Annotated in this window: 20 protein-coding genes and 1 tRNA gene; 11 read left to right on the top strand and 10 right to left on the bottom strand. The window is 62.7% G+C overall.

What is annotated here, in order from left to right; translation table 11 throughout:
* Positions 1 to 45 precede the first annotated feature (45 nt).
* Both rnpA and rpmH read right to left on the bottom strand, forming a co-directional pair.
* Positions 46 to 450, bottom strand: a complete 405-nt coding sequence (gene rnpA, locus JQ609_RS23410; protein WP_212275107.1) for a ribonuclease P protein component — start codon at positions 448 to 450, stop codon at positions 46 to 48.
* Between the two features lie 25 nt (positions 451 to 475).
* Positions 476 to 610, bottom strand: a complete 135-nt coding sequence (gene rpmH / locus JQ609_RS23405) for a 50S ribosomal protein L34 (RefSeq protein WP_006609582.1) — start codon at positions 608 to 610, stop codon at positions 476 to 478.
* Positions 611 to 1,049: 439 nt separating this feature from the next.
* Here rpmH and JQ609_RS23400 point away from each other — a divergent pair, with 439 nt between their 5' ends.
* Positions 1,050 to 2,528: a HAMP domain-containing sensor histidine kinase gene (locus JQ609_RS23400; RefSeq protein WP_312014711.1), complete on the top strand. Its 1,479-nt coding sequence runs from the start codon at positions 1,050 to 1,052 to the stop codon at positions 2,526 to 2,528.
* Positions 2,529 to 2,716: 188 nt separating this feature from the next.
* A tRNA-Arg gene (locus tag JQ609_RS23395) sits at positions 2,717 to 2,793 on the top strand.
* 168 nt (positions 2,794 to 2,961) lie between these two features.
* Here JQ609_RS23395 and JQ609_RS23390 read toward each other — a convergent pair.
* Both JQ609_RS23390 and JQ609_RS23385 read right to left on the bottom strand, forming a co-directional pair.
* Positions 2,962 to 6,198 (bottom strand): triacylglycerol lipase, encoded by a 3,237-nt coding sequence (locus tag JQ609_RS23390; RefSeq protein ID WP_212275106.1) that lies wholly within the window; start codon positions 6,196 to 6,198, stop codon positions 2,962 to 2,964.
* A 117-nt stretch (positions 6,199 to 6,315) separates the two neighbouring features.
* On the bottom strand, positions 6,316 to 6,705 hold the full coding sequence (locus tag JQ609_RS23385) for a hypothetical protein (protein WP_212209332.1): 390 nt from the start codon (positions 6,703 to 6,705) through the stop codon (positions 6,316 to 6,318).
* 234 nt (positions 6,706 to 6,939) lie between these two features.
* Between JQ609_RS23385 and JQ609_RS23380 the strand changes: the two genes are divergently transcribed.
* Positions 6,940 to 7,293, top strand: a complete 354-nt coding sequence (locus JQ609_RS23380) for a DUF2200 domain-containing protein (RefSeq protein WP_212275105.1) — start codon at positions 6,940 to 6,942, stop codon at positions 7,291 to 7,293.
* A gap of 269 nt (positions 7,294 to 7,562) precedes the next feature.
* Here JQ609_RS23380 and JQ609_RS23375 read toward each other — a convergent pair whose 3' ends face one another.
* Both JQ609_RS23375 and JQ609_RS23370 read right to left on the bottom strand, forming a co-directional pair.
* On the bottom strand, positions 7,563 to 8,321 hold the full coding sequence (locus JQ609_RS23375; RefSeq protein WP_212275104.1) for an SDR family oxidoreductase: 759 nt from the start codon (positions 8,319 to 8,321) through the stop codon (positions 7,563 to 7,565).
* 168 nt (positions 8,322 to 8,489) lie between these two features.
* Complete coding sequence (locus JQ609_RS23370; RefSeq protein ID WP_212209335.1) at positions 8,490 to 8,825, bottom strand: DUF1127 domain-containing protein; 336 nt, start codon at positions 8,823 to 8,825, stop codon at positions 8,490 to 8,492.
* A gap of 167 nt (positions 8,826 to 8,992) precedes the next feature.
* On the opposite strand from JQ609_RS23370, the gene JQ609_RS23365 reads away from it, so the two are divergent.
* On the top strand, positions 8,993 to 9,997 hold the full coding sequence (locus JQ609_RS23365) for a YafY family protein (protein WP_212275103.1): 1,005 nt from the start codon (positions 8,993 to 8,995) through the stop codon (positions 9,995 to 9,997).
* Positions 9,998 to 10,053: 56 nt separating this feature from the next.
* Here the strand turns inward: JQ609_RS23365 and JQ609_RS23360 are convergent, their stop codons facing one another.
* Complete coding sequence (locus JQ609_RS23360; protein ID WP_409411194.1) at positions 10,054 to 10,611, bottom strand: nuclear transport factor 2 family protein; 558 nt, start codon at positions 10,609 to 10,611, stop codon at positions 10,054 to 10,056.
* A gap of 138 nt (positions 10,612 to 10,749) precedes the next feature.
* On the opposite strand from JQ609_RS23360, the gene JQ609_RS23355 reads away from it, so the two are divergent.
* Positions 10,750 to 11,433: a helix-turn-helix domain-containing protein gene (locus JQ609_RS23355; RefSeq protein ID WP_212209337.1), complete on the top strand. Its 684-nt coding sequence runs from the start codon at positions 10,750 to 10,752 to the stop codon at positions 11,431 to 11,433.
* Positions 11,434 to 11,435: 2 nt separating this feature from the next.
* Complete coding sequence (locus JQ609_RS23350) at positions 11,436 to 11,879, top strand: cupin domain-containing protein (RefSeq protein WP_212209338.1); 444 nt, start codon at positions 11,436 to 11,438, stop codon at positions 11,877 to 11,879.
* A 112-nt stretch (positions 11,880 to 11,991) separates the two neighbouring features.
* On the opposite strand, the gene JQ609_RS23345 is transcribed toward JQ609_RS23350, so the two are convergent.
* Positions 11,992 to 13,158 (bottom strand): S9 family peptidase, encoded by a 1,167-nt coding sequence (locus tag JQ609_RS23345; RefSeq protein ID WP_212275102.1) that lies wholly within the window; start codon positions 13,156 to 13,158, stop codon positions 11,992 to 11,994.
* Between the two features lie 248 nt (positions 13,159 to 13,406).
* On the opposite strand from JQ609_RS23345, the gene JQ609_RS23340 reads away from it, so the two are divergent.
* From JQ609_RS23340 to JQ609_RS23320, 5 genes are all read left to right on the top strand, one after another.
* A complete protein-coding gene (locus tag JQ609_RS23340; protein WP_212275101.1) occupies positions 13,407 to 14,009 on the top strand; it encodes an isochorismatase family protein in 603 nt (200 codons plus the stop codon).
* 92 nt (positions 14,010 to 14,101) lie between these two features.
* Positions 14,102 to 15,346 (top strand): FAD-binding oxidoreductase, encoded by a 1,245-nt coding sequence (locus JQ609_RS23335; RefSeq protein ID WP_212275100.1) that lies wholly within the window; start codon positions 14,102 to 14,104, stop codon positions 15,344 to 15,346.
* A 118-nt stretch (positions 15,347 to 15,464) separates the two neighbouring features.
* The gene (locus JQ609_RS23330; protein ID WP_212275099.1) at positions 15,465 to 16,556 is read left to right on the top strand and encodes a patatin-like phospholipase family protein; all 1,092 of its coding nucleotides are present in this window, start codon (positions 15,465 to 15,467) and stop codon (positions 16,554 to 16,556) included.
* A gap of 101 nt (positions 16,557 to 16,657) precedes the next feature.
* Complete coding sequence (locus tag JQ609_RS23325; protein ID WP_212275098.1) at positions 16,658 to 17,890, top strand: rhodanese-like domain-containing protein; 1,233 nt, start codon at positions 16,658 to 16,660, stop codon at positions 17,888 to 17,890.
* Positions 17,891 to 17,988: 98 nt separating this feature from the next.
* Positions 17,989 to 18,789 (top strand): AMP nucleosidase, encoded by an 801-nt coding sequence (locus tag JQ609_RS23320; protein WP_212209344.1) that lies wholly within the window; start codon positions 17,989 to 17,991, stop codon positions 18,787 to 18,789.
* Positions 18,790 to 18,814: 25 nt separating this feature from the next.
* Here JQ609_RS23320 and JQ609_RS35810 read toward each other — a convergent pair whose 3' ends face one another.
* Complete coding sequence (locus JQ609_RS35810; RefSeq protein ID WP_312014885.1) at positions 18,815 to 20,176, bottom strand: DUF1186 domain-containing protein; 1,362 nt, start codon at positions 20,174 to 20,176, stop codon at positions 18,815 to 18,817.
* Positions 20,177 to 20,303: 127 nt separating this feature from the next.
* Positions 20,304 to 21,971, bottom strand: coding sequence for a protein kinase domain-containing protein (locus JQ609_RS35805; protein ID WP_312014884.1), 1,668 nt, complete (start codon positions 21,969 to 21,971; stop codon positions 20,304 to 20,306).
* Positions 21,972 to 21,984 lie beyond the last annotated feature (13 nt).

The following is a 21,984-nucleotide window of genomic DNA, read 5'->3' as shown; positions in this document are numbered from 1 at the left end:
CAAGGTCTCGTCATTCAACTCGGGTTCCGGCTCGCGCCGTCGTCTTTATCTTGGTGTCTTGGACGCGTTGTCTTGACGCGAACCGGTAGCGCCTTCGTTCGGAAGCGCTTTGGCCACTTTTGCCGGCTGCCGGTCGAGGCGAAGCAGCGCCTGGCGAAGGTCGTCGAGCATGGTCGTAAAGTCGCGGTGCAGCGCCGCGCGCCGCCCGACTAGCACATAATCATGGTGCGGTCGCATCGGTATGACGTCCAGCCGCTTCACCAGTTCGCGAAGCCTGCGCCGGATACGATTACGCTCGGTAGCGGTACCGTTCTTTTTGGTAACGGTAAAACCGATCCGGATCGGGCCATCATCGTCGCGGCAGCGTCCCTGCACCACGAAGGCGGCGCTGTTGGCTCGCGCGCCATTGGCAACGGCGAGGAAGTCCGCCCGCTGCCTTAGCCGATCCATAATAAGGTCTCCGGAGACGTCCGGCTCAGGCGCTCAGACGCTTGCGGCCACGCGCACGGCGCGCAGCGAGAACCTTGCGGCCGCCGGTCGTGGCGAGACGGGCGCGGAAGCCGTGACGGCGCTTGCGCACCAGTTTGCTGGGTTGATAAGTCCGCTTCACGGGTAGTTCTCCGCTAACCTGGCAAGCTGCCGCTGAATTGCAAACTGCCGCTGAATTGATGGTAAGTCCGGTAATGCTGGCCGGCCCAAGACGGGCCATTGACGGCCCCAAATGAGCCGCCCCCGGAAAGAACCGGGCCATAGCGGACAATTGCGCGGCTTATACGGGAGCGACCTGTTTTCGTCAATGTTGCGCGGTGCCACAATCGGGCTTCTTTGAAATGGCACAATTGGGGCGAATATTATTGTTTTCGCGGGGTTTTTAGGGACGGGACGGCAGCTCGCCCCAGTCATCGGAACCGGCGGACATTAGCGATCGGTAATTTGACCGGTCCGTGGCCGGAACGCATCCTCGCAAATCAGCGTGCGGGCGGCGGCAATGAGGCCGATCCTAAGGTCCGATCCTGCGCGTCAAACAAGGTTATCAAGGCGGATATTTCGTGTCAGCGACCGACGACCAGCCGACCATTGAAGCGCCGCGGCCCACGACGCCGCGCCGGCTCGGCCTGTCCGGCAAGCTGCTGCTGCTCACCATTCCCCTCGTCATGATCGCCGGCCTGATGATCTACGTGCCCGCGATCGCGAATTTCCGCATCAACCGCCTGAACGACCGCATTGCCGCGGCGAGCACCGCGGCGCTGGTGCTGGACGCCGCCCCCTCGGGCATGGTCCCTGAATCGCTGGCGCGGCAGATTTTGAAGAGCGTCGGCGCCCGCGCGGTCGCCATCAAGATGGGGCAGCAGCGCCGCCTGCTCGCCAGCGCCGATTTGCCGACGGCGATCGACCATGACATCGACATGCGGACCATCACGGTATGGTCCGCCATCGTCGATTCCATCGAAACCATGCTGGAGACGGATAATCATGTGATCCGCGTGGTGGGGCCTGCGCCCGGCGGCGGGCAATTCATCGAGGTCGTTGTCGACGAGGCGCCGCTGCGGCAGGCGATGTACCGCTTCTCGCGCAACACGCTCCTGGTCTCGTTGGCGATCGCCATGCTGACAGCGGCGCTGGTCTATTTCGCCATGCATCATCTGTTCGTGCGGCCGATGCGGCGGCTGACCGCGAACCTGGTCGGTTTCCATGAAAACCCGGAAAGTTCGGCGCGAATCATCGTGCCGAGCCAGCGCGGCGACGAGATCGGGGTCGTGGAGCGCGAATTGTCCGACATGCAGCGCGACCTGGTGTCGATGCTGCATCAAAAGAGCCGGCTCGCCGCGCTCGGCCTTGCGGTCTCCAAGATCAACCATGATTTGCGCAATCTTCTGGCGTCGTCGCAATTATTGTCGGACCAGCTCGCCAGCGTGCCCGATCCGCGGGTGCAGCGCTTTGCGCCAAAGCTGATGCGTTCGCTGGAGCGCGCCATCGATTTCTGCCAGTCGACGCTCTCCTACGGCCGCGTGCAGGAAGCTGCCCCCGACCGCCGCATGATCCTGATCGAGCCCGTGGTGGCCGAAGTGCGCGAATCCGCAGGCATTGCCGCCGACGCCTCGATCGCCTGGGTCAGCGCGATCGAACGCGGGCTCACTGTGGACGCCGATCCCGATCAGCTGTTCCGCGTGCTGCTCAATTTGGTGCGCAACGCCGCGCAGGCGCTGGAGTCCCGTCCGAAGGACGATGCGGCGGCGCTGCAGATCCGCATCACCGGCCGCCGCGAAGGCGCGGTCGCGATCATCGAGGTTTCCGATACCGGCCCCGGCGTGCCGGCGCGGGCGCGCGAGCATTTGTTCGAGGCCTTCCAGACCTCCGGCCGGCCCGGCGGCAGCGGGCTTGGCCTCGCCATCGCCGCCGAACTGGTTCGCGCCCATGGCGGCGATATCCATCTGGTCGAAGGCACCATCGGCGCCACCTTCCGGATCTCGATTCCCGACCGCCCGGTGGAACTGCAAAGCGTCCGCAACGAGCGGGCACGGGCGTAAGTCACGCTATTTGCTGCCTTTTGTGACCGATCTGGCCGGTTTGCCCCGGCCAAATCGTTTGCCAAAACCCGCGCTCCGGAGCTTGCCAATCGAACGCGGAGCGGGTAGCTAAAGCGCTCTTTCGCGACGTTTCCGACACCATTCGGATGCATCGGGGCGACTAGCCCACGATGGCCCTAGCGAAAAACGCGCCCGTAGCTCAGCTGGATAGAGCACCAGACTACGAATCTGGGGGTCAGGAGTTCGAATCTCTTCGGGCGCGCCATTTCGGAATACGCCATTGACGCCAACGTGCGCTGATCGAGCGTCTCACAATCTCAGTGCTACGGCGAAGCAGTAGTGCCCCATCTTCATCGAGCGCGGGGCGCCATTTTGCTACCACTCCAGAATAAGATGGGCACCAGGGGGCAGCTTTCGAGCTTCGACCGTCGCGTCAGTTCAGCCGGAAGCCGGGTGGGCGCGGTGAGCGCAAGGCCGCCTTCAGGACCGCATCAGCGTATCGCGCGGCGCTTCGGATTTCCGATTCGAGGATGGTCAGATAAGCGGACACAGCCCCCTCGTTGAACCGGTCGACCATGTTGTTCGTCGCGGCCGCGAGGCGATACTCGCCGATGTCGGCATATAGCCGGGCAATGTCCGACTTTCCATAGACGAAGAAATCATCGATCGATCCGTCGCTCGATTTGCGGAACAGGGCAGGATCGTTATCGTCCACCAGGTCGAAGGACCCGTCGAGAAACCGCTTGGCCTGCGCGGGAGCGCGTTTGGCCAGGGCATCCGCAATGCCGAGATAGAAGTCGAGCATCTGGGTGCCGGAGGCCGGCGATTGCTTCGGCAGCACTGCGTCGAGAAGTTTTGTGGACTGCTTTTCATGCCCGAGCCACGTCCAGGCCAGCGCCAAGCTGGCCCATCCGCACCTGGCGTCGGCGATGTCCATTTTGCCGGCTGTCGTAGGATCGATGAACTGCGGCTGTTTGAGCTCGTAATCGGTCCGAAGCGTGACCAGCCGCTTCACCTCCTCACGGTCGCGCGGCGTGAGTTCGTCCAGCCGGCGATTCATCGCCAGCATCTTCCCTCCATATCCGCTGCCTATCGCGGCGACGTCTTCGCGGCAGATCGGGGACTGCTGCTCAGCTCCTGATTTCCAGACATCGGATGTCCACCACGACAAACGGTCCTCCTCGGCAGATGGGATCGGAGGTTCGCTCCGCGTATCCGGCGACGCCGGCTCGCTTGCCCGTCGAAGGCAGAGCTGCAGGTACGCGATCCGGCTGTCCAGCGGAGAGAGACAGGACGGCAGGTCACTGCCGTACCGGCTGCCGTAATTGGAGATTTCTGTAAGCAGCGCATGTGCCGGCGTCGCTGGACTATACGTAAGCTCGCGCTGCTGCATGTCTTTGAAGATGGGAGTGAGATTTTTCCGGTCTTCCTCGCAACGGATCATCGCATTGGCTGCGCCAAGAACCTCTGATTTGCAGGACTTCAACTCGGAACCCGGAAGGGCCTTGATAACTTGACGCAGAACCGTCGAAGGAAGCGAGAAGTAGTTTCGGTAATCGTGGCTTTGTCCCGCCACATAGTCCTCAATCGGCGCATCCAGACAGTCTCGCAGCTTGCTCGGAATGCTATTGGTCGGGACTCCGTCGGGAGACTCACGCGCCCAATCTCTGACTCCGTCACAGAACGACGAATTAACCGCGGCGAAGCGCTCCGCCAGTTCGAAGGCTCCCGCATGCAGCATCACGCGTACGAGATACTCCGGCGACCAGGTATCCCGGCTCGCCTTTGACACCATCTCCTCGAGTTGCTTCTCCGGGATTCGGTGAAAGCCGTTTCCCGCTGCCCGTCCGCCAGCAGCCGCGTGCGCCAGGAGATATGCGGTCACTTCATCCTTGTTCCGGCCCTCGAGGCAGGAGGGTCCCCTCTTCGCGCAAAAGTCGCTGCGAAGGAGAAGAGCGAGATCGGCCGCCGAGCCTTTCGCGCCAATGGCGAAGGCGATGTCCTGCAGTCGCTCAAGCCTGGCGTTCACGCCCATGTATCGGATCATGTCGTCGAGTTTCAGTGCGGTGGATATCGCCATCTCGGTGCGGTCGAGCAGCACCCAGTGGATCAGAATTTTGTCGAGCCCCTGCATGAGGCGAAGCGATGTGGCTCGCGCCTCGAACAGGCTCGTGTAGATTCGGTCGATCTGGAACGCGTTCGTGTATGGCCAGAGCCAAGCCCGTTCGATGGCTACAGTGGAGATGGACGCGGCAGCGCAAACCGCGGCCGCCGCGCCGGTCAGCGCCAGGTATAGATATCGTGGCCGGAACAGCCGCTGCTTGCGACTTGCCGGCCCCGCTGATGCCGCGGAAGAGGTCGGCCCCGCCGCCCCGGCAACGCCGCCGCTCTCAATTATCCTCTGCGCAACGATCGCGGCGACGCCGCATCCCGGCTCGAAGTAGGCCGTGTGAATCACCTCTCTCCAGGAGAGCGCGCTGCTGAACGCAGACACGGGCGAGGTTCCCTCGCCGATCGCCGCAAGCCGGCTGCGGATGTTTCGTGCGGTGCCTGCCGCCGAGGAGTCCGCCAGGGTGGAGAGCTTGGCGAGAAAGTCCGGCGAACCCTCTTTCCAACAAGAGAGGAGTTCGGGAGGCGCACGGTCGCAGCGGATCAGGCACTCGCCCGCGACATCATTCCCCTGGGCGACCTGCTTCGCGGTCTCCCACAGGAACTGGTCCAGCAGCGGAGCTACGATCCTGTTGTAGAACGGCGCGGCGATCAGCGATACCACCGCAGTTGCTGCGGTGCCGAGCGTGATGGGCGGGCGGGCCGGCCTCCTGTCGGCAGGCCCTTCCTCGCGCGCGGTCTCGAATTTCCCCGCTTCCCGAACGCCGAGCCCTGCCTTCAATCGGGGCATGAACGGCTCCGCTGGCTGTATGACTGACGCGCGGAGGGCGTTGATCGGCTCGTCTTCTGGATGCGCCAGCGGGAGCCACCGCTCGCCCAGGAAAACAGCGTCGTGCGCCGAGATCTGTCGCGAGCGGCCATGCACTCGCCTCCACAGCTGGAGCGCGAACACCACGAGCGAATAGGCCACGAGCGCAACCACTACCGCACCGCCCGCAAGCGCGCCGACCAGAGCGAGGGGCGGTACATCGCGAACGATGCGTCCAAGCTCGGTTGCATAGATGCCAGGTAACGAGCCGAGCAGGAGGTAGGCCATGCCAACCGTGAAGAGCGAAAGGAAGAGGAATAGCACCAGGTAGAACGCACCTCTGTCGCCGAAGGTTAGGAAGGGGGTGCCAACGGTGGTCCAGCTTCGCAGCGATCGCGGCCGCCCATCCCGAAGCATGCGTCGCATCGCGTGCCAAATGACCGACCCGCCATGGCTGTGGCCGACGAGGTGAAAGGGGATACGTCTGCCTTCCAGATCCTTCAGCCGCTCGGCGAGAGTCTGGCCGGCGATTCGCCGTTCACGCTCGGAGTTGGCGCCCGACCAGACGAAGGCCTCTAGCCGGAAGTGCCGATCCGCATTGTCCGAGGCCTGCCTGGAGAGTTCGGTCAGTATTTCCTGTGCGAAGGCGCTCTCCGGCTGCCACCAGCGCTCCTGACCCTTCGGGCCGCGCTGCGACGCGCCCGTTCCATGGACGAGGATCACAAGTTCGTCGCAGCCTGCCCCCATTGCCATCCCCGTTCGAGTAGCCGGAGTGATCCCACGCAGCTTGAGGATGCATCACAACGGCTTCACTGTCTATGTTGGAGGCAGTCTGATTGCTACTTGCAAGTTGCAGTCGCGTGCTCACCGTCAGTCGGACGAGCCGGAACGGCCTTCGCGCTCGGGATGATCGCCTCCACCCAGGTCTTCGCCTTGCACGCCCGTCGGCGCCGATGCGCTGCGGGATCGAATGACGATCGCGATGATGTCGACCTCGACCTTGAGCAGGTCGAGGTCGCGCGTCATCTCGCGCAATTCCTGACCCTTGCGGGCAATCTCTTCCGAGACGTCGATAGCCATGTTGCGCTCGGTGACCCCGCCCGAACTGCCGGTGAACATCTTGGCCTTGATCCAATCCAGCCGCGCCCGGTGTGTATCGCGGGTGAATTTCTTTTCGACGAATTGTCGCCGGCCTTCGACATAGGCGGCCAGCAATTCCACGTCGGACATTTTGTACAGAGCGTCGGCTGAAAGGCTCATGGCACCGTGCTGAGGCAGTTGAGATCATGAATTCGCCAGGCGGACGCGCCGCCCCGGCCATGTCGTTCGGAACCTTGTCCCCAGAATATTGACCCGCCAGCGCTCAACCAAGTGGAGTCTTCGCCGTATCATGCAGGAATTCCGAAGCGCTGGAGGAATTGGCGATGGGATTATGGTGGCAGTGCACCTAATCTCATAGGAGCGCGCGTCGACTCGGCAGGCGGAAACGGCAACATGTCGAAACACCGGATCTATACAACGAGCTTTGCAAGCGTCTATCCCCTGTACATTGCCAAGGCAGAGAAAAAAGGACGCACAAAAGCGGAAATCGATCAGATCATCGCGTGGTTGACGGGTTATCGTGGTGAAAAGTTGAAAGCGCAACTGGAAAAGAAAACGGACTTTGAAACCTTCTTTGCAAAGGCCCCTCGGCTGAACCCTTCACGAACCCTGATCACAGGCACCGTCTGCGGCGTCCGCGTCGAGGAAATCTCCGAACCAACCATGCGCGAAATCCGTTACCTGGACAAACTCGTCGATGAACTCGCAAAGGGGAAAGCGATGGAGAAGATTCTGCGGAAGCCGTAAACGATTGTGATCTTCGGAGGCGCTGGGCTTCAAGCAACCACCAGGCCCGCGAAGAGTCCCGCGCTCGGATGGCACTGGCGCTGCCATGCCGAGGCCAAGCGTTTGATGGAGTTGGTCCAGGGGGCTGACGATCACTGACGCGCGACGTCAACTAGCACCTCGGACGGATCAGCCAAGCGCGATCCGCCGTCGCAGATTTGCCGATTGGCACGCGTTGCAGCGCTACCGCATCATAGGTCACCGGTCACCGGACGACGCGCGTGCGGCATCTATGTCAGTCGAACGGAGATGCCGCCATCCACGATCATCGGGCTTCCCGTCATGAAGGTCGACCGGTCGGACAGCAGGAAAAGGGCTGCCTGCGCCACCTCCTTCGCATTCGCCATTCGCTTCATGGGATGCAGATTTGCGATGAAATCCATCACCGGAAGATTTCCCTCGCCGCCGCTTGGCGTGATCGTGCCGCCCGGCAACAGCGAATTGACCCGGACGCCATCTGCGGCGTGGTCGGATGCCAGCGACTGCACCAGGCCGATCAACCCGGCCTTGGACGCCGCATAGGCTCCCATTCCCGGCATTCCCCCATTACTAAAGCCGACAAAGGAAGACGTGAAGACGATCGAGCCGTGCCCTTGCTTCTTCATGACCGGTATCTGGGCTTTCGCGGCCAGGAACGCGCTTGTCAGATTGACCGAAATGACATCGTTCCAATTGGCGATACCCATCTCCGCGACCGGTCCCATCTCTCCCACGATGCCTGCATTATTGAATGCGCCATCCAACCCACCGAACTCCCTCATGGCGAGATCGACGAGAGCATTGGCGTAGTTTTCATCCCTTACATCGCCGGGAAGGAATACAGCCCTGCCATCGCTTTGATTGATCTTGCCAGCAAGCGTTTCCAGCTCCGCCGATCGGCGCGCGCCAAGGACCACATTGGCCCCCTCGGCTGCGAACAGCAAAGCCGCTGCCGCGCCGATCCCGCTGCTTGCGCCAGTGACGATGATTGATTTGTTTTTCAGTTCCATGACGAGCGCTCCAGAAGGTTATGTCAGGGCGCTCTAACAGTTGGGTACGCAGCACAGCCACCCGTTTCCCGTCCTCAAAGCAACCGGTATTGGCGACATCGCAGGAAATGGATCGTGCCAACCTGCCGATGAAACCAACCCATCACGGATGAACAAAGGTTACGCTTCTCAATTTCGCCAATCGCGAGGGGTTCGCCAGAATGATTGGCTTGCCTCGTAGTAGACAGTGCCGGCATCGAGGCCGATGTCGCGGAGCATCCGCTCGTCGAGGCTGGCGAGTTCGCGGCGCGCCATGCTGCGGCGGCGCCACACGCGCAACGTGGCGACGATCGAGCCCAGGATCAGGCTCCAGCTCGCGGGCGGCGTCACCACCGCTGGAGCGGCAACCGCGGCTGCGGGCTCCTGCGTGGCCGATGTCCGCGGGGTCGAGCGTTGCGCCGGGACTCGGTCCAGGAGTCTGGGCGCGATGATCGGCTGACGGCGTTCTGACACCAATGTCGACATGATCGTCTCCTGTTCTCTGTGTTGCGGCCATTCGAAGGGATATCTTCGTAATTTCAGTGTGTTCTGCCGTATCTCGCCAGCCCGTGACGGCGTCGGCGATTGCTGTTCTGATTATGCGCCGCCATACCTGACAGGATGTGTCAGGTATTTTCTGCTAGGCTGCGGAAATGCGCGCGAGCCGGCTGTTGTCGATCCTGTTGCTTCTGCAAGCCCGCGGCCGGATGACGGCCGAAGAGCTGGCGAGCGAGTTCGAGGTTTCGGTTCGCACCATCTATCGCGACGTTGATCAGCTCAGCGCCGCTGACGTGCCGATCTATGCGGATCGCGGCCCGAGCGGCGGATTTCAATTGCTCGACGGCTACCGCACCAAGCTCACGGGCCTGTCGCCCGCCGAGGCCGAGACGTTGTCGCTCGCCGGCCTGCCGGGACCGGCGGCGCAACTCGGGCTCGCCGACGTGCTCACCGCGGCCCAACTGAAATTGAGCGCGGCATTGCCCGAACGGTCGCGCGCGACCGCAGGCCGCGTCGCCGCACGCTTCCACCTCGATCCCGTTGGCTGGTTCCGCGGTGCCGATGACGCGAGGCTGCTGCCGGCAATCGCCAACGCGGTGTGGAACGAGAAGTGCCTCGACGTGCACTACCGGCGCGCCGAGGGCGCGGTTGAACGCCGGCTGCAGCCGCTCGGTCTCGTGCTCAAGGCGGGCATCTGGTATCTCGTTGCGCAGGTCGGCGACCAGCCGCGCACCTATCGCGTCTCCAATTTCATCGATCTTGCCGTGACCGAGGAGTCGTTCGACCGGCGGAAGGATTTCGACCTGGCGCGCTTCTGGGTCACCTCGTCACGCGCGTTCGAAACCAGCGTCTATCATTCCAACGCCACGCTGCGCGTGACGGCGCGCGGCCTCGCCAGGCTCGACGTGCTCGGCTCACGCGTCGCTCAGGCGGCCGCCGAGACGGCAACGCCTGTTGATGCCGGCGGCTGGTTTGGCGTCACGATCCCGATCGAGTCGTTTGAGCGAGCCGCGTCCGACCTGATCGCGCTCGGCGCCGACATCGAGGTCGTCGAACCCCCGGGACTGCGCGAGCGGCTGGTCGCAACGGTGCAGGCGCTGGTCCGCCTCTACGCGCCCGTGCAGCCGACGGAGCGCCGGCCGCGACCACGCAAGCGCTGAAGGCTGCACCGCACCTCGATGGGCTGAGCCCCCGGTCGCAGTTTCTCGCAAGGTCCTCAGGTGATCCCGTGTTGCTTCAGAACGGCTTGTTCATCCCCCGATACCCATCCAAATATCTTTGGCGCGTCTTCAAGCTGCTGCACCAGGTAGTGGACCTCAAAATCAATGGAAATATCCGGTTCGCTGCCTCGGTCGTAGATCCCGGTCCAGGCGACGTGCGCCAGGCAGTGGTGCTCGTCGATAGGTGCGATACGGACATTGCGAAGTCGCATGTCCTTTGTACCAATTCGGCGATAGTTTTCGAATCCCTGCAGCATCACCTGCTTCAGGTGCTCGTCATTCTGGCCGACGCTGACGCCAGCCGGAGACGCCGCGACGAATGCGGCGGCGTATGAGGATGCCACCTTGTCCATGTCGATTTCATCCGCGAGCGCCATTCGGAACAGGTTCTCGTAGCGCTCAAACAACTCCCTCACGCTATTCTCCATATGGAGGCCTCCCGAAGATTGCAGCCGTAGCAATTTTGGCGGGTCCATGATGCAAGCTGCGGCCTCCCGCTGTTGAACGGCCAGACATCCTTGCGTTCCCGGCGGCAACGCAGTTGTGAGCTTCATCAACGGGGATCGCGATGCCGGGTTGCGATTGGCGGTGCATCAACGACAGGCGCCGCCACTGCGGTTTGTTAGGATCGAAAATTGCTTGTGAAGCAATTTTTATTGACAATAAGGCAAATACAGGAAATGCTCCATGCCATGAAAATCCAGGACGAAGCCTTGGTGAGGCTGGGCGGCCGCATCCGCGCGTTGCGCGAGGGGCGCGGCATGAAACTGAAGCAATTGGCCGACGCCACCGGGCTCTCGGATGCGTTCGTGTCGCGTTTAGAACGGGGCCAGGTCTCCAGCTCCGTCGCCAACCTGATCCAGATTGCAGAGGCGCTCGACATCGGCGTCAGTGAACTGTTCGCCGATCCGCCGGACCGGCTTCGCAGCGATATCACCGTGCATCGCCACGGCGACGGCGGCGAAGACCAGAGCATTCCGAGCACCGGCTATCGCTGGCGGCTGTTTGCCGGCGGCATGCCGAACGATGACCTCGAGGTCTTTCATCTATCGTTCCCGCGCAAGAACCGGATGGATCTGATGGTGTCGCATCCGGGGCAGGAATATTGCTACGTGCTCTCCGGCCGCATCCGCTTTCATGTCGGCGCGGAAATCTTTGAGCTTGCGGCGGGCGAAGGCATCTTCCTCAATTCCGAACTGCCGCACCGCGCCGACAATATCGGCGACGATGAAGCGCGGATATTGATGGTTGTCGCCAAATCCTCGCACGCCAAATCCTCCGAACATTTCGACTGGTGGCGCGTGGCCGGTGCCGCGGCCCCGACGAGATCCAGCACGCGGAAAACCAGCAAAAGCAAAATCAGCCAGGGAGAATGACGATGCAACCAGCGTCCAATGCAGCCGGCGGCAAGCATTTGCCGTACGAGGCCAAGCACATCAACGATTTCGAGTGGGAGACCATCCGTTGGCCGGGCGAAACCGGCAAGATGCTGTTTCACCCGCGGCCGGAACGGCCGACCGAACCAAACGCCGGAATTCTGCGGCTGGAGCCCGGTGCCCATCATCCGATTCACAATCACGATTTCGCGCAGGTCTGGTACATCCTGTCAGGCGAATTCAGGATCGACGACGTCATCTACACTGCCGGCACGATGATCTTTCATCCCGATCCGCATTTCGAAGGCAAGTTCGAGACGGCGACGGGCGGCGATATCCTGATCGTGCAATATCCGGGACCAACCACCGGCGGCAGACCCATTTATGCCGGCCGCTTCAACATGGAAAAACGCCGCGATATCTCCGAGGAGCGAACCGATCTCTGATCGCGGCTGATTGCAGCGGCGCGCAGAAAGACGTGATCGTCGCGCGTGACGTCACATGCGCAGCGCGCCGCAAGCTCCAACGGTGATGTCGATGCCGCGACGGCCGCGCCCTTCAGTTCGGCGTCGACACGATATCGAAATTCTTCATCGCCGGATTGCAGGCCATCTTGGCCGCCTTCTCGCAGCTATCCAAAGCGGATCTCTGCGCGGGTTCAAGCCCGCCGGTGCTTGCGGAATAGCTTGGGACGCCATTCGGCGCGCGGACCAGCACTTTTGGGGTGTAGAGCGAGAAGTATCCCTCGAGCCAGGGTCGGCGGGTCGCCGGCATATTATATTTCCGCATCAAGGCATCGAGCTGTTGCGCACTCCAGGTCGGCAGGTTCTGCGCGCGCAGGAAGGGATCGAGCGCCGCCAGCCAATGCTGCCGCCCTGCCGGAAGTTCGAAGATGTTGTGACCGTCGGCCGGTTGCAGCGACGGAGCGATTTTCAAGGTGGCGACGCCGCCTTGTGCAACATAGGCCGCATGCACCTTGCGTGCGGCGTCGGGCCCGAAATTGCCATCGTTCTCCGAATAGACCCACAGCGTCGGCGTCCTTGTCTGGCTGCCGAACGACGCCAGCGCCGCGATCGGCATATCCTGCGGACAGGCGAGCTGCCCCTGGGCGTCGGTGAGCCGCATGGCGCCGGCGAGATTCACGACCGCTTTCAGCCCCGGGGTATTGCGAGCCGCAAGCGCGAGCGCGGCGCCGCCTCCCACGGAGCCGCCGATCGCGATCACCTGCGTCGCATCGGCATCGCCGCGTCCGGCCACGACGCGCAGCGCGCGCTCGAGATCATCGGCCTCCACCGAGAAATAGCGGCGCAGGTCGGCATCATTGCATCTGGCATAGGCCGCATTGGTGGGTTGGCCCGTCGTCCCGCCCGACACCCCGTAACCTCGCCGCACCACGGCGACAGCGAGATAGCCGCGATAGGCGAGGTCGCGGGCTTGCGGCGCCATCAACGGGGCGCGCATGTTCACGAGTTCGGACGGCAGCCGAGGCTTGCCATGCGTGAGCAAAGCCACCGGCAGCCGTCCCTTCGCGGCGGCCAGCCGTACGATCAAGGCTTCCAGCCGGTAGTTTCCACCCGGCGCGCGAATATCGAGGAAGGTGATTTCTTCGAGCAGGGCCGGGTGGTCCGATGGCGAGGCAGGCCCGGCTTGCGTCAGGCCGGGTGTAGAAGCCGCCATGGTCGTGATCAGCGCCATCGCCGCCGCGATAGTTGAAATGAACTTCATCGTCGATCCTCCGCAGGCATATTGTGCAGTGTGACCTGAAAATGCAGTCACACATTCGGCCCGTGCCGATCGTGTCGCCGAATGATCAACCCCACTCATGCCACATAGAACCGTGATCTATCTCACCTAGCCGGCATGGAGCTGCGTCTACGGATGGGTCGCGTCATGCGCGAGCGCGATCGCCCGACTGCGGCATTCACGCAGCCCCGTCTCTGGCCAAACGGCGGCGGACGAACTATCGTCGCGGCATGTCAGCCCCTAAGCGCGTCCACGCCGATCGGTGTTGCGGCGCAATCATCGACTATCAGGATTTCTTTTTGGCGCAGCTCGAGCCGCGCAACCGCTCTCGCCTGCGCAAAAACATGCGCAACTTCGCGCGCCTTCTTGCGTATATGCGTATTCCGACGGTCGTCACACTCGAGCGACCAGTCCACCGCAAGGGCGCGGTGCCGCAGGATATCAAGGCGCCGCTCGGCAGCGCCGCAAAGGTTTTCGAGAAGGATTTCTTCGACCTCACCAAGGAGAAGCCGATCCGGGCCCATCTGAAACGGCTGAAGAAGACGCAAATCGTCGTTGCGGGTTGCGAGACCGATGTGTGCGTCCTGCAATCCTGCCTCGGCCTTCTCGAAATGGGTTTCGAGGTTTTCGCGGTCGAGGAACTGCTGTTCTCGTCGGCGCGTAATGTCGATGCTGCGTTGGTGAGGCTGAGGTCCGAGGGAGTGATCATCCTGTCCTACAAGACGCTGTTCTTTGAACTGATCGAGGCCGTGGCAGGTGCGCCACATGCCGAAAAGATGGTCGCGGCATTCGGCGAATTTCCTTCCGATCTCCCGGAGGAAGCCGTGTCTTGACGTGCAGTCGTCCCCGCGTGGCGGCGCTGTTGCCGCCCGGCGGCAGGCTGACGCTGATGGTGCGAATGCGAAATTCCCTGGTGGTGAAATAGATGTCGAACAAGAAAGTGGACGTGATCGTGCTCGGCGCGGGCATCGTCGGTGTGTCGGCGGCCTATGCCGCACAGCAGCAGGAGTTGTCGGTCGTGCTCGTCGACCGGCGTGAGCCCGGCAGCGAGACCTCCTACGGCAATGCCGGCATTCTCTCCAGCGGCTCGATATCGCCGCTGAACAATCCGTCGCTGTGGAGCGCGCTGCCGAAATATCTGACCAACAGGAATGCGGCGCTGCGCTGGAATATCGGCTGGTCGATTCGCAACGCGGAATGGGTGCTCCAGTTTCTGGCCAATGCGATCCCGTCTCGAACCAGACCGCGGGCGGCGGCTTTGCACGGGCTGATCGGCGCATCGCTGCAACTGCATCGGGACTGGATCGTGAAAGCGGGCGCGGGACACCGCATCCGCGAGACCGGCTGGCTGAAGGCGTGGCGCGGCGACGCGATCGATGCGGCGAAGCGGGAACAGGCCTTGCTGAGCGAATTTGGTATCGAAAGCCAGTTGCTTGACCGCCAGGCGATTTCCGCGCTCGAGCCGGGCATTGTACCGGTCTATAAAGTGGGACTGCTGCATTCGCAGACCGCCTCGGTCGATTCGCCGGGCGCGGTGGTGAAAGCCTATGCGCGGATGTTCGCGGGCGCAGGCGGCGAGATCCGTCAATCGGACATCAAGTCAATCGTGCCTCTCGACGAGGGCTGGCGCGTGGTGCTCGCCGATGGCGCGCTTTCCGCGCGCCATGTCGTGGTCGCGCTCGGACCGTGGTCGGCGGAAATGCTGCGGCCCCTCGGCTATCGCGTGCCGCTGGCGTTCGAACGCGGTTACCATCGTGAGTTCAAGCCGAACCCGGCGCGCACATTGCGGCGTCCGATCCATGACGCCGACGGCAGTTTCCTGATGACGCCGATGGAGCAGGGCATTCGCGTCACCTCCGGCGTCGAACTCACCGACCATGATGCGCCTTCGTCCTACGCCCAGATCGATGCGGTGGAGCCGCTGGCGCGCGAGGTGGTCGAGTTCGGCGAGCAGGTCGGCGATACCTGGCGCGGCGCGCGGCCGACGCTGCCCGACAGCCTGCCGATGATCGGCCACGCGCCGCGGCATGCCGGCCTGTGGCTGGCGTTCGGCAACCAGCACATCGGCTTCACCACGGGCCCTGCGACCGGCGTCGCGATCGCCGCCATGATCAAGGGAACACCGCCATCGTATGACGTCACAGCTTTTGCGCCGAGCCGTTACATCTGATGTGCCATGGCGCCTTTCCTCGGTATATCTATTGACCAGGGTCTGCTTGCGGATCCTGTGCTCGGGAGCCACATTTCTTCCTGACTGCTTGCGACACCATTGAAACTGGAGTTCTGCGATGGACGCGGCTTCGGGGCGCTTTTCGGCGGCAACGCCTGAGGCAGGGAATGCCGGCGACGGGCCGGCCCGCTCCAACCAGGTGAGGACGATCAATCTGGCGCTACAGGGTGGCGGTGCCCATGGCGCCTTTACCTGGGGCGTGCTCGACCGGCTGCTCGACGAAAAGGACGTTGCCTTCGAGGGATTGAGCGCGACGAGCGCCGGCGCGATGAATGCTGCGGTCTTTGCCTACGGGCTTTCCGTCGGCGGGCGCGAAGGGGCGCGCAAGGCGCTGACCGATTACTGGAAGCGTGTCAGCGACGCGGCGAGTTTGGGGCCGTTGCAACCAAGCCCGATCGACCGGCTGCTGGGGAACCACAAGCTGACCTGGTCGCCGGTCTTCTCGCTGCTCGGCTTCGTGACGCGCGTGCTGTCGCCCTATGAGTTCAACCCGTCGGACTATAATCCGTTGCGTGAAGTGGTCGAGCAATCGATCGATTTCGACGTGCTGAAGCGCGCCGACTGTCCGGTCAAGCTGTTCCTGTCTGCGACCAACGTTCGTACCGGGAAGGTGAAGATCTTTTCGGGGGCTGAAATTTCCGCTTCGGCCGTGATGGCTTCGGCATGTGTTCCGACCATGTTTCATGCCGTCGAGATCGACGGTGAGGCCTATTGGGACGGCGGCTACATGGGAAATCCGGCGCTGTTCCCACTCATCTACAACTGCAAGAGCTCCGATATTGTCATCGTTCATATCAATCCGCTGTTCCGCAAGGAATTGCCGCATGCGGCAGTCGACATCCTGAACCGCATCAATGAGATCAGTTTCAATTCATCGCTGATGCGGGAGATGCGGGCGGTCAGCTTCATTACCAGGCTGGTCAAGCAAAACCACATCGTCGGCGGAGACGTCCGGCAGATCTTCATCCATAGCGTCGCCGATGATGAATTCATGGGGGCGCTCAGCCCGACCAGCAAATACAACGCCGATTGGGATTTTCTGGTTTTCCTTCGCGACCAGGGCCGGAAATGCGCGAACGACTGGCTGACGAGCCATTTCGTCAAGCTCGGCGTCGAATCGTCGGTCAATATCGACGAAGTGTATCTCTAGATATGCAATGTGCCGAAGGGTGGCGCGTCGTTATTTGCTGGTGAATTATTCGCGGCGTTGTGCGATGACGGCAGCAACGCCACCTCCAGACCCGCCGCGCCATGACCCCACCCACCGTCACACCCTCGCAAATACGCACCGCGCTTCTGCTGCGCGATGAAATCGCGTTGCTCGATCTGCGGCATGAGGCGGCTTTCGCCACCGGCCATCCGCTGTTTGCCGCCAACATGGCGGCCGGCCGCATCGCGCTCGAAGCCGAGACGCGGCTGCCGCGCAAGGACGTGCCGATCGTGGTGTACGACGCGGGCGAAGGCCTCGTCCCGCAGGCGATCGATCGGTTCAAAGCGCTGGGATACACCAACGTCCGCGCGCTCGAAGGCGGGCTGCAGGGCTGGCAGGCGGCGGGCTATGAGCTGTTTCAGGACGTCAATTCCTACGCCAAGGCGTTTGGGGAACTGGTGGAGCATCGCCGCCACACGCCGTCGCTTGGGGCGGAAGAAGTCGCCGCCTTGATTGCGCGCAAGGCCAATATCAGGATTCTCGACGTTCGCCGCTTCGATGAATACGCGACCATGAATATCCCGGGCTCGATCAGCGTGCCCGGTGGCGAACTGGTGCTGCGTGCCGGCGAGGCGGCGCCGGATCCCGAAACCACCATCGTCGTCAATTGCGCCGGCCGCACCCGCTCGATCATCGGCACCCAGTCGCTGATCAATGCCGGCGTCGCCAATAAAGTGGTGGCGCTGCGCAACGGCACCATCGGCTGGACATTGGCAAAGCAGGATCTAGAGCACGGCTCTGGCCGTCGTGGTGCGATCGGCGCTTCCGAGAATGCAAAAGCCAATGCGCGCGATGTCGCCTATCGCGCCGGCGTCCGCCGTGTCGGCCCGGAAGAGGCGCGGGCGATGGCGGCACAGACCAGCCGCACCCTCTATCGCTTCGACGTCCGCGATGCCGAGGAATATGCCGCCGGTCACCTCCCGGGCTTCCGCCATTACGCCGGTGGGCAGCTGGTGCAGGAGATCGACATGGCCGCGCCGGTGCGCGGCGCGCGGATGCTTCTGTCCGACAATCTCGGCGTCCGCGCCGACATGACCGCGTCCTGGCTCGCGCAGATGGGATGGGAAACCTATGTGCTCGATGGCGGCTATGACGTCGCGCTCGAAGTCGGGCCGCCGGTGGTCCTGCCAAAGCCCGATCCGTCGCACCGCTACCGGCGTCCCTATGAGGGCACCGATGCCTCGACCGCTGCAATGCAGGCCTATCTCGATTGGGAATATGGCCTGGTCGACCAGCTCCGGCGCGACGCCAGCCATGGTTTCTTCGTGATTTGAATGGCTACCTCGTAATTTGATGCCGAAGGCGACGGCACAGTCCTTGTCGGCGTGATAGTCTTGGCCTTGCTGGGCGCCGCGAGGTGAGTCGAAAGGCAATGCGAGACAAAAAGGACATCGTGGAGAACTGGCTGCCGCGTTACACCGGCACACAGCTTTCCGAATTCGGAGACTATGTTCTCCTGACCAATTTCGACAATTACGTCGAATGGTTCGCCGCTGGGAACGGCGTTCTGGTCAACGGCATCGATCGACCGATGCCCAACGCGACGGCCGACGGCATCACGCTGATCAACTTCGGCATGGGAAGCCCGAACGCCGCGACCGTGATGGATCTGCTCAGCGCCATCGCGCCGAAGGCCGTGTTGTTTCTCGGCAAGTGCGGCGGGCTGAAGCGCAAGAACCAGATCGGCGATTTGATTCTGCCGATCGCGGCGATCCGGGGCGAGGGCACATCGAACGATTATTTGCCGCCGGAGGTCCCCGCGCTGCCCGCGTTCGAGTTGCAACGCGCGGTATCGACGATGATCCGCGATCTCGGCCGCGACTATTGGACCGGCACCGTGTACACCACCAATCGTCGCGTTTGGGAACATGATGACCGCTTCAAGGAAATCTTGCGCCGGACGCGAAGCATGGCGATCGATATGGAGACGGCGACGATCTTCGCGGCAGGATTCGCCAACCATATTTCGACCGGCGCGCTGCTTCTGGTGTCCGATCAGCCGATGATACCCGAAGGTGTGAAGACCGAGGCGTCGGACCGGACGGTGACCGAGAACTATGTCGAGATCCACATCAGGATCGGGATCGAAGCGCTGAAGCTGGTGCGCCGCCGCGGCCGCAGCGTCAAGCATTTGCGCTTCGAAGACGATTTCGACCGCGGGATCGAGACGTGACAAGGTATAGCGTCGGCTAGGAATATCACCCGGAGCGCAGCCAGCTTTCGGCCGTCAGCTTTTCAAGCTCGGAAAAATAAGGGCCCGTGACGTCGCGGTCGGACTGTTGCTCGGGCCGCCGAGCCTGCGCGTCTGCTTCGCGCAACTGCTCCGTGATATGAAAGGTAAGGACTGAGGCGATCGCATGGATCGCCTCGTGACGATCGAGTCCCTCGGTCATCAGCCGCAGCAGGGTGCGGCGGACCGGCAATCGATCTCCTTCCGCGATCTGGTTCTCGACGACCACGTGCATTGCCGCATGCGCTGCTGCGCGCTCCACCTTAATACCGGCGCGCCGGTGGTAGTGCTCGATCATGTCAAGACGTCGTTGCTCGTCGGTCGCGAGCCAGTCGCCTGGATCAGGCTCGACCAGCGGGTCGTAGTCCCGAAGCCGGGCTTCGACGTCGTCGAATTCATACACCTCGTCGATGTCGAAGGGATCGTCGATGTCGAAAGGATCGCCCGGCGATGCGATTTGCGGCAGTCTCGCCTTGTCGATACAGCACTTCTTGAATTTCTTGCCGCTGCCACAGGGGCAGGGATCGTTGCGCCCGACATTGCGGAACGGGTTGTGCGCCGGCATCGCCGGCCACGGATCGAGGCTCGGGTCGTCAGCGATCTGATCCTGATATTCCTCCGGATTGACTATCTCCCAGCCCGATAATTCCTCGATGACATCACCGAACGGCTCGTACTCCCTGCGCCGCCACGGCTGAAGCGGGCCGCCGGCGCAGGCCTCCTTCAAATCATCCTCGAAATCCTTCAAATCCTTCAACATCGGGTCATTGAAGCCGAGCCGGAATATCTCGCGCACCAGAGGCTCGAGTTCGACCAACCCCAGCACTGCGATCGTGCCCTGCCAGCCGTCCCATACGGCACACACATCCCGAGGCTGCAAATCGTCGAAGGCCGACCGCAAGAAATCGGCGACCGCAGCCCGGTCGAGTTCGCCGCGAAAAACCAGTATCACGAGGGCGTCGAGGGCACTCCAGCGCACGAACTCGTCCGCCTTGGGATCTCGAATGATGTCGTAGATCGGACCTGGATCGCCATCGAAAACACTTGCCAGTACCTTGTGACTGGTCGCCGTCGTGGCATCGCCGAGAATCAATTCGACGTCCGGCCGGCGCAAAAAGCGCGCGATCGTGAGATACGCTGATTTCTCCCGCCACTGGCCAAGAAGATGGAACGCGATGAAGAGGCCGTTCTCCTCCACTTCGCTCTTCGGTTCGCACCTGTCGATGGCGTCCAGCAGCAGCGGCGCCACGGTGGACCGATCGGCGGTCGCCGCACGGATCGCCTCGGTCGGCAGGCCCTCGCCGGAACCCAATTGCTCAAGGATTTGCACGGAACGGTCTCGCTTGTGTATCCAATGTCAGGGCAAGTTTGCAGCCTTTATCATAGCCGTCAGAAATACCGGCAGTAAACGGCGCTTTGCCACGCGTCGGGGTTCCGGCGGATGCCGTCGCTGAGGGTCAGCGCCACGCCAGAAGTATCGCGACCAGGATGACGAGGCCCGCCGACAATACTTTCCAGAACACCAGCGGGTTGCGCTCATAGAGCGCTCGCCGCTTCTCGGCGGCGGGCTTCGCCCACATGGCGCCGTTTTCCAGTTCGTGGGCGAATTCGATGACGTCGCCGAAGCGTTGCGTGGGATCGACGGCGAGCGCCTTGCCGATCACAGCATCGAGCCAGGCCGGCAAGTCGGGGCGGTAACGCGACAACGAAACCGGTTTGCCGAAGCGTGGCCGCGAAAACGGTTCGATCTCGCCATAGGGGTAGGCGATGCTGAACATTCGGTAGACCGTCACGCCCAGCGCATAGAGATCGGAAAACTCGTCGCCTGCGCGCCCGCCAAAGAGCTCGGGCGCCATGTAACTCGCCGTGCCGGGAATGTCCTGGGCGGGGAAGTCCTCGAGCAGCGGCACCCGGGCGACGCCGAGATCGACCAGCCGCAATCCGCCGGCCGTCAGCAGGATGACGTTATCAGGCTTGATGTCGCGATGAATGATGCCGGCGCGATGCAAGGTCGCTATCGCGCGCGCCAGCTTGGTGGCGATGCCGATGCCTTCGGTGAGCGAGAGCTGCGGCGAGCGGTTCAGGCGATGTTCGAGCGTTTCGCCCTCGTACAGCGGCATCACCGAATACAGCCGCGTCTGGCGCCCGGCGGGAACCTCGATGATTTCGCCGATCCACAGGCTCCTGACGCGGGCCGCCACCCATGCTTCGCGCACGAAGGCGAGACGATAGGAACCTTCGCTGGCGACGCGCGGATGCGGAAACTTCAGCACCAGTTTGCGGTTCTGCCGCTTGTCGGTGGCGACGAACAGCCGGCTATAGCGGCCGTCGGACAGCACCTCCTGGAGAACGAAATCGTCGATGGTCTCACCCGACGATGGCAGCTCCAGGATGGGAAGGGTTTCGATGGCGTGGGTGAGTTCGTTGCGGTCGGCCGGCGGCAGGTCGATGACGTCGAGCACCAGCGCGGTCATGTTGTCGCTGCTGCCGGCGGCCAGCGCCACGTCCACCAGCTTGCGCGCGGTTTCCTCAGGTGAAGCGCGCTCGTCGAGCAGGACCTGCAGGCGGCCGTCGTCGAGGACACCGTGAATGCCGTCGCTGCAGATCAGCAGTCGATCATGTTGCCGCAGGCCGACCGCGGCATAGTCGACGCGCGCGAAATCCTCGAAGCCGATGGCGCGGTTGAGCACGTGGGCGAGGTCGCCGCGTCCGGCGACGTGATCCTTGGTCAGCCGCTCGAGGCGGCCCTCGCTCAAACGGTAGGCGCGTGTGTCGCCGATGTGGACGATATGACAGGTGCGGCGCGACAGGATGATCGACGAGAACGCGCAGCTCATCCCGCTGAGCCTGGAGTCGACGCGGCCCTGCGCATGGATCCAGCTGTTCGTGGCCTCTAGCGCCCGCGAGGCGATGCGCCGGACGCCAAGCGTTTCGGGAAGCGAATAGTAGGCGTCGAGAAAACAACGCACGGTCAGTTCGGCGGCTTCCCGTCCGCCCTTGTGGCCTCCGACGCCATCCGCCACCGCGGCAACGATGTCGCGGTTGAATGCGCCGGTCTGGCCGAGGCAGGCCGCGACGTAGTCTTCGTTGGTCGCCCGCTTGCCGGTCTCGCTGACGAAACCCACGCGAACCTGAAGA

Origin of the sequence: Bradyrhizobium sp. AUGA SZCCT0169 (assembly GCF_018130085.1) — a bacterium.
GTDB lineage: Bacteria > Pseudomonadota > Alphaproteobacteria > Rhizobiales > Xanthobacteraceae > Bradyrhizobium.
Note: the sequence above shows the minus strand (reverse complement) of the source record. Positions and strands in the feature narration are given on the sequence as shown.

Bases quoted from the DNA above. Each gene is read 5' to 3' on its own strand.
- JQ609_RS23380 (WP_212275105.1), top strand. From the start codon at position 6,940: ATGTCGAAACACCGGATCTATACAACGAGCTTTGCAAGCGTCTATCCC.
- JQ609_RS23340 (WP_212275101.1), top strand. From the start codon at position 13,407: ATGTCAGCCCCTAAGCGCGTCCACGCCGATCGGTGTTGCGGCGCAATC.
- rnpA (WP_212275107.1), bottom strand. From the start codon at position 450: ATGGATCGGCTAAGGCAGCGGGCGGACTTCCTCGCCGTTGCCAATGGC.
- JQ609_RS23355 (WP_212209337.1), top strand. From the start codon at position 10,750: ATGAAAATCCAGGACGAAGCCTTGGTGAGGCTGGGCGGCCGCATCCGC.
- JQ609_RS23335 (WP_212275100.1), top strand. From the start codon at position 14,102: ATGTCGAACAAGAAAGTGGACGTGATCGTGCTCGGCGCGGGCATCGTC.
- JQ609_RS23325 (WP_212275098.1), top strand. From the start codon at position 16,658: ATGACCCCACCCACCGTCACACCCTCGCAAATACGCACCGCGCTTCTG.
- JQ609_RS23370 (WP_212209335.1), bottom strand. From the start codon at position 8,825: ATGTCGACATTGGTGTCAGAACGCCGTCAGCCGATCATCGCGCCCAGA.
- JQ609_RS23350 (WP_212209338.1), top strand. From the start codon at position 11,436: ATGCAACCAGCGTCCAATGCAGCCGGCGGCAAGCATTTGCCGTACGAG.
- JQ609_RS23330 (WP_212275099.1), top strand. From the start codon at position 15,465: ATGGACGCGGCTTCGGGGCGCTTTTCGGCGGCAACGCCTGAGGCAGGG.
- JQ609_RS23375 (WP_212275104.1), bottom strand. From the start codon at position 8,321: ATGGAACTGAAAAACAAATCAATCATCGTCACTGGCGCAAGCAGCGGG.
- JQ609_RS23320 (WP_212209344.1), top strand. From the start codon at position 17,989: ATGCGAGACAAAAAGGACATCGTGGAGAACTGGCTGCCGCGTTACACC.
- JQ609_RS23385 (WP_212209332.1), bottom strand. From the start codon at position 6,705: ATGAGCCTTTCAGCCGACGCTCTGTACAAAATGTCCGACGTGGAATTG.
- JQ609_RS23365 (WP_212275103.1), top strand. From the start codon at position 8,993: ATGCGCGCGAGCCGGCTGTTGTCGATCCTGTTGCTTCTGCAAGCCCGC.
- JQ609_RS23390 (WP_212275106.1), bottom strand. From the start codon at position 6,198: ATGGCAATGGGGGCAGGCTGCGACGAACTTGTGATCCTCGTCCATGGA.
- JQ609_RS23345 (WP_212275102.1), bottom strand. From the start codon at position 13,158: ATGAAGTTCATTTCAACTATCGCGGCGGCGATGGCGCTGATCACGACC.
- JQ609_RS23360 (WP_409411194.1), bottom strand. From the start codon at position 10,611: ATGAAGCTCACAACTGCGTTGCCGCCGGGAACGCAAGGATGTCTGGCC.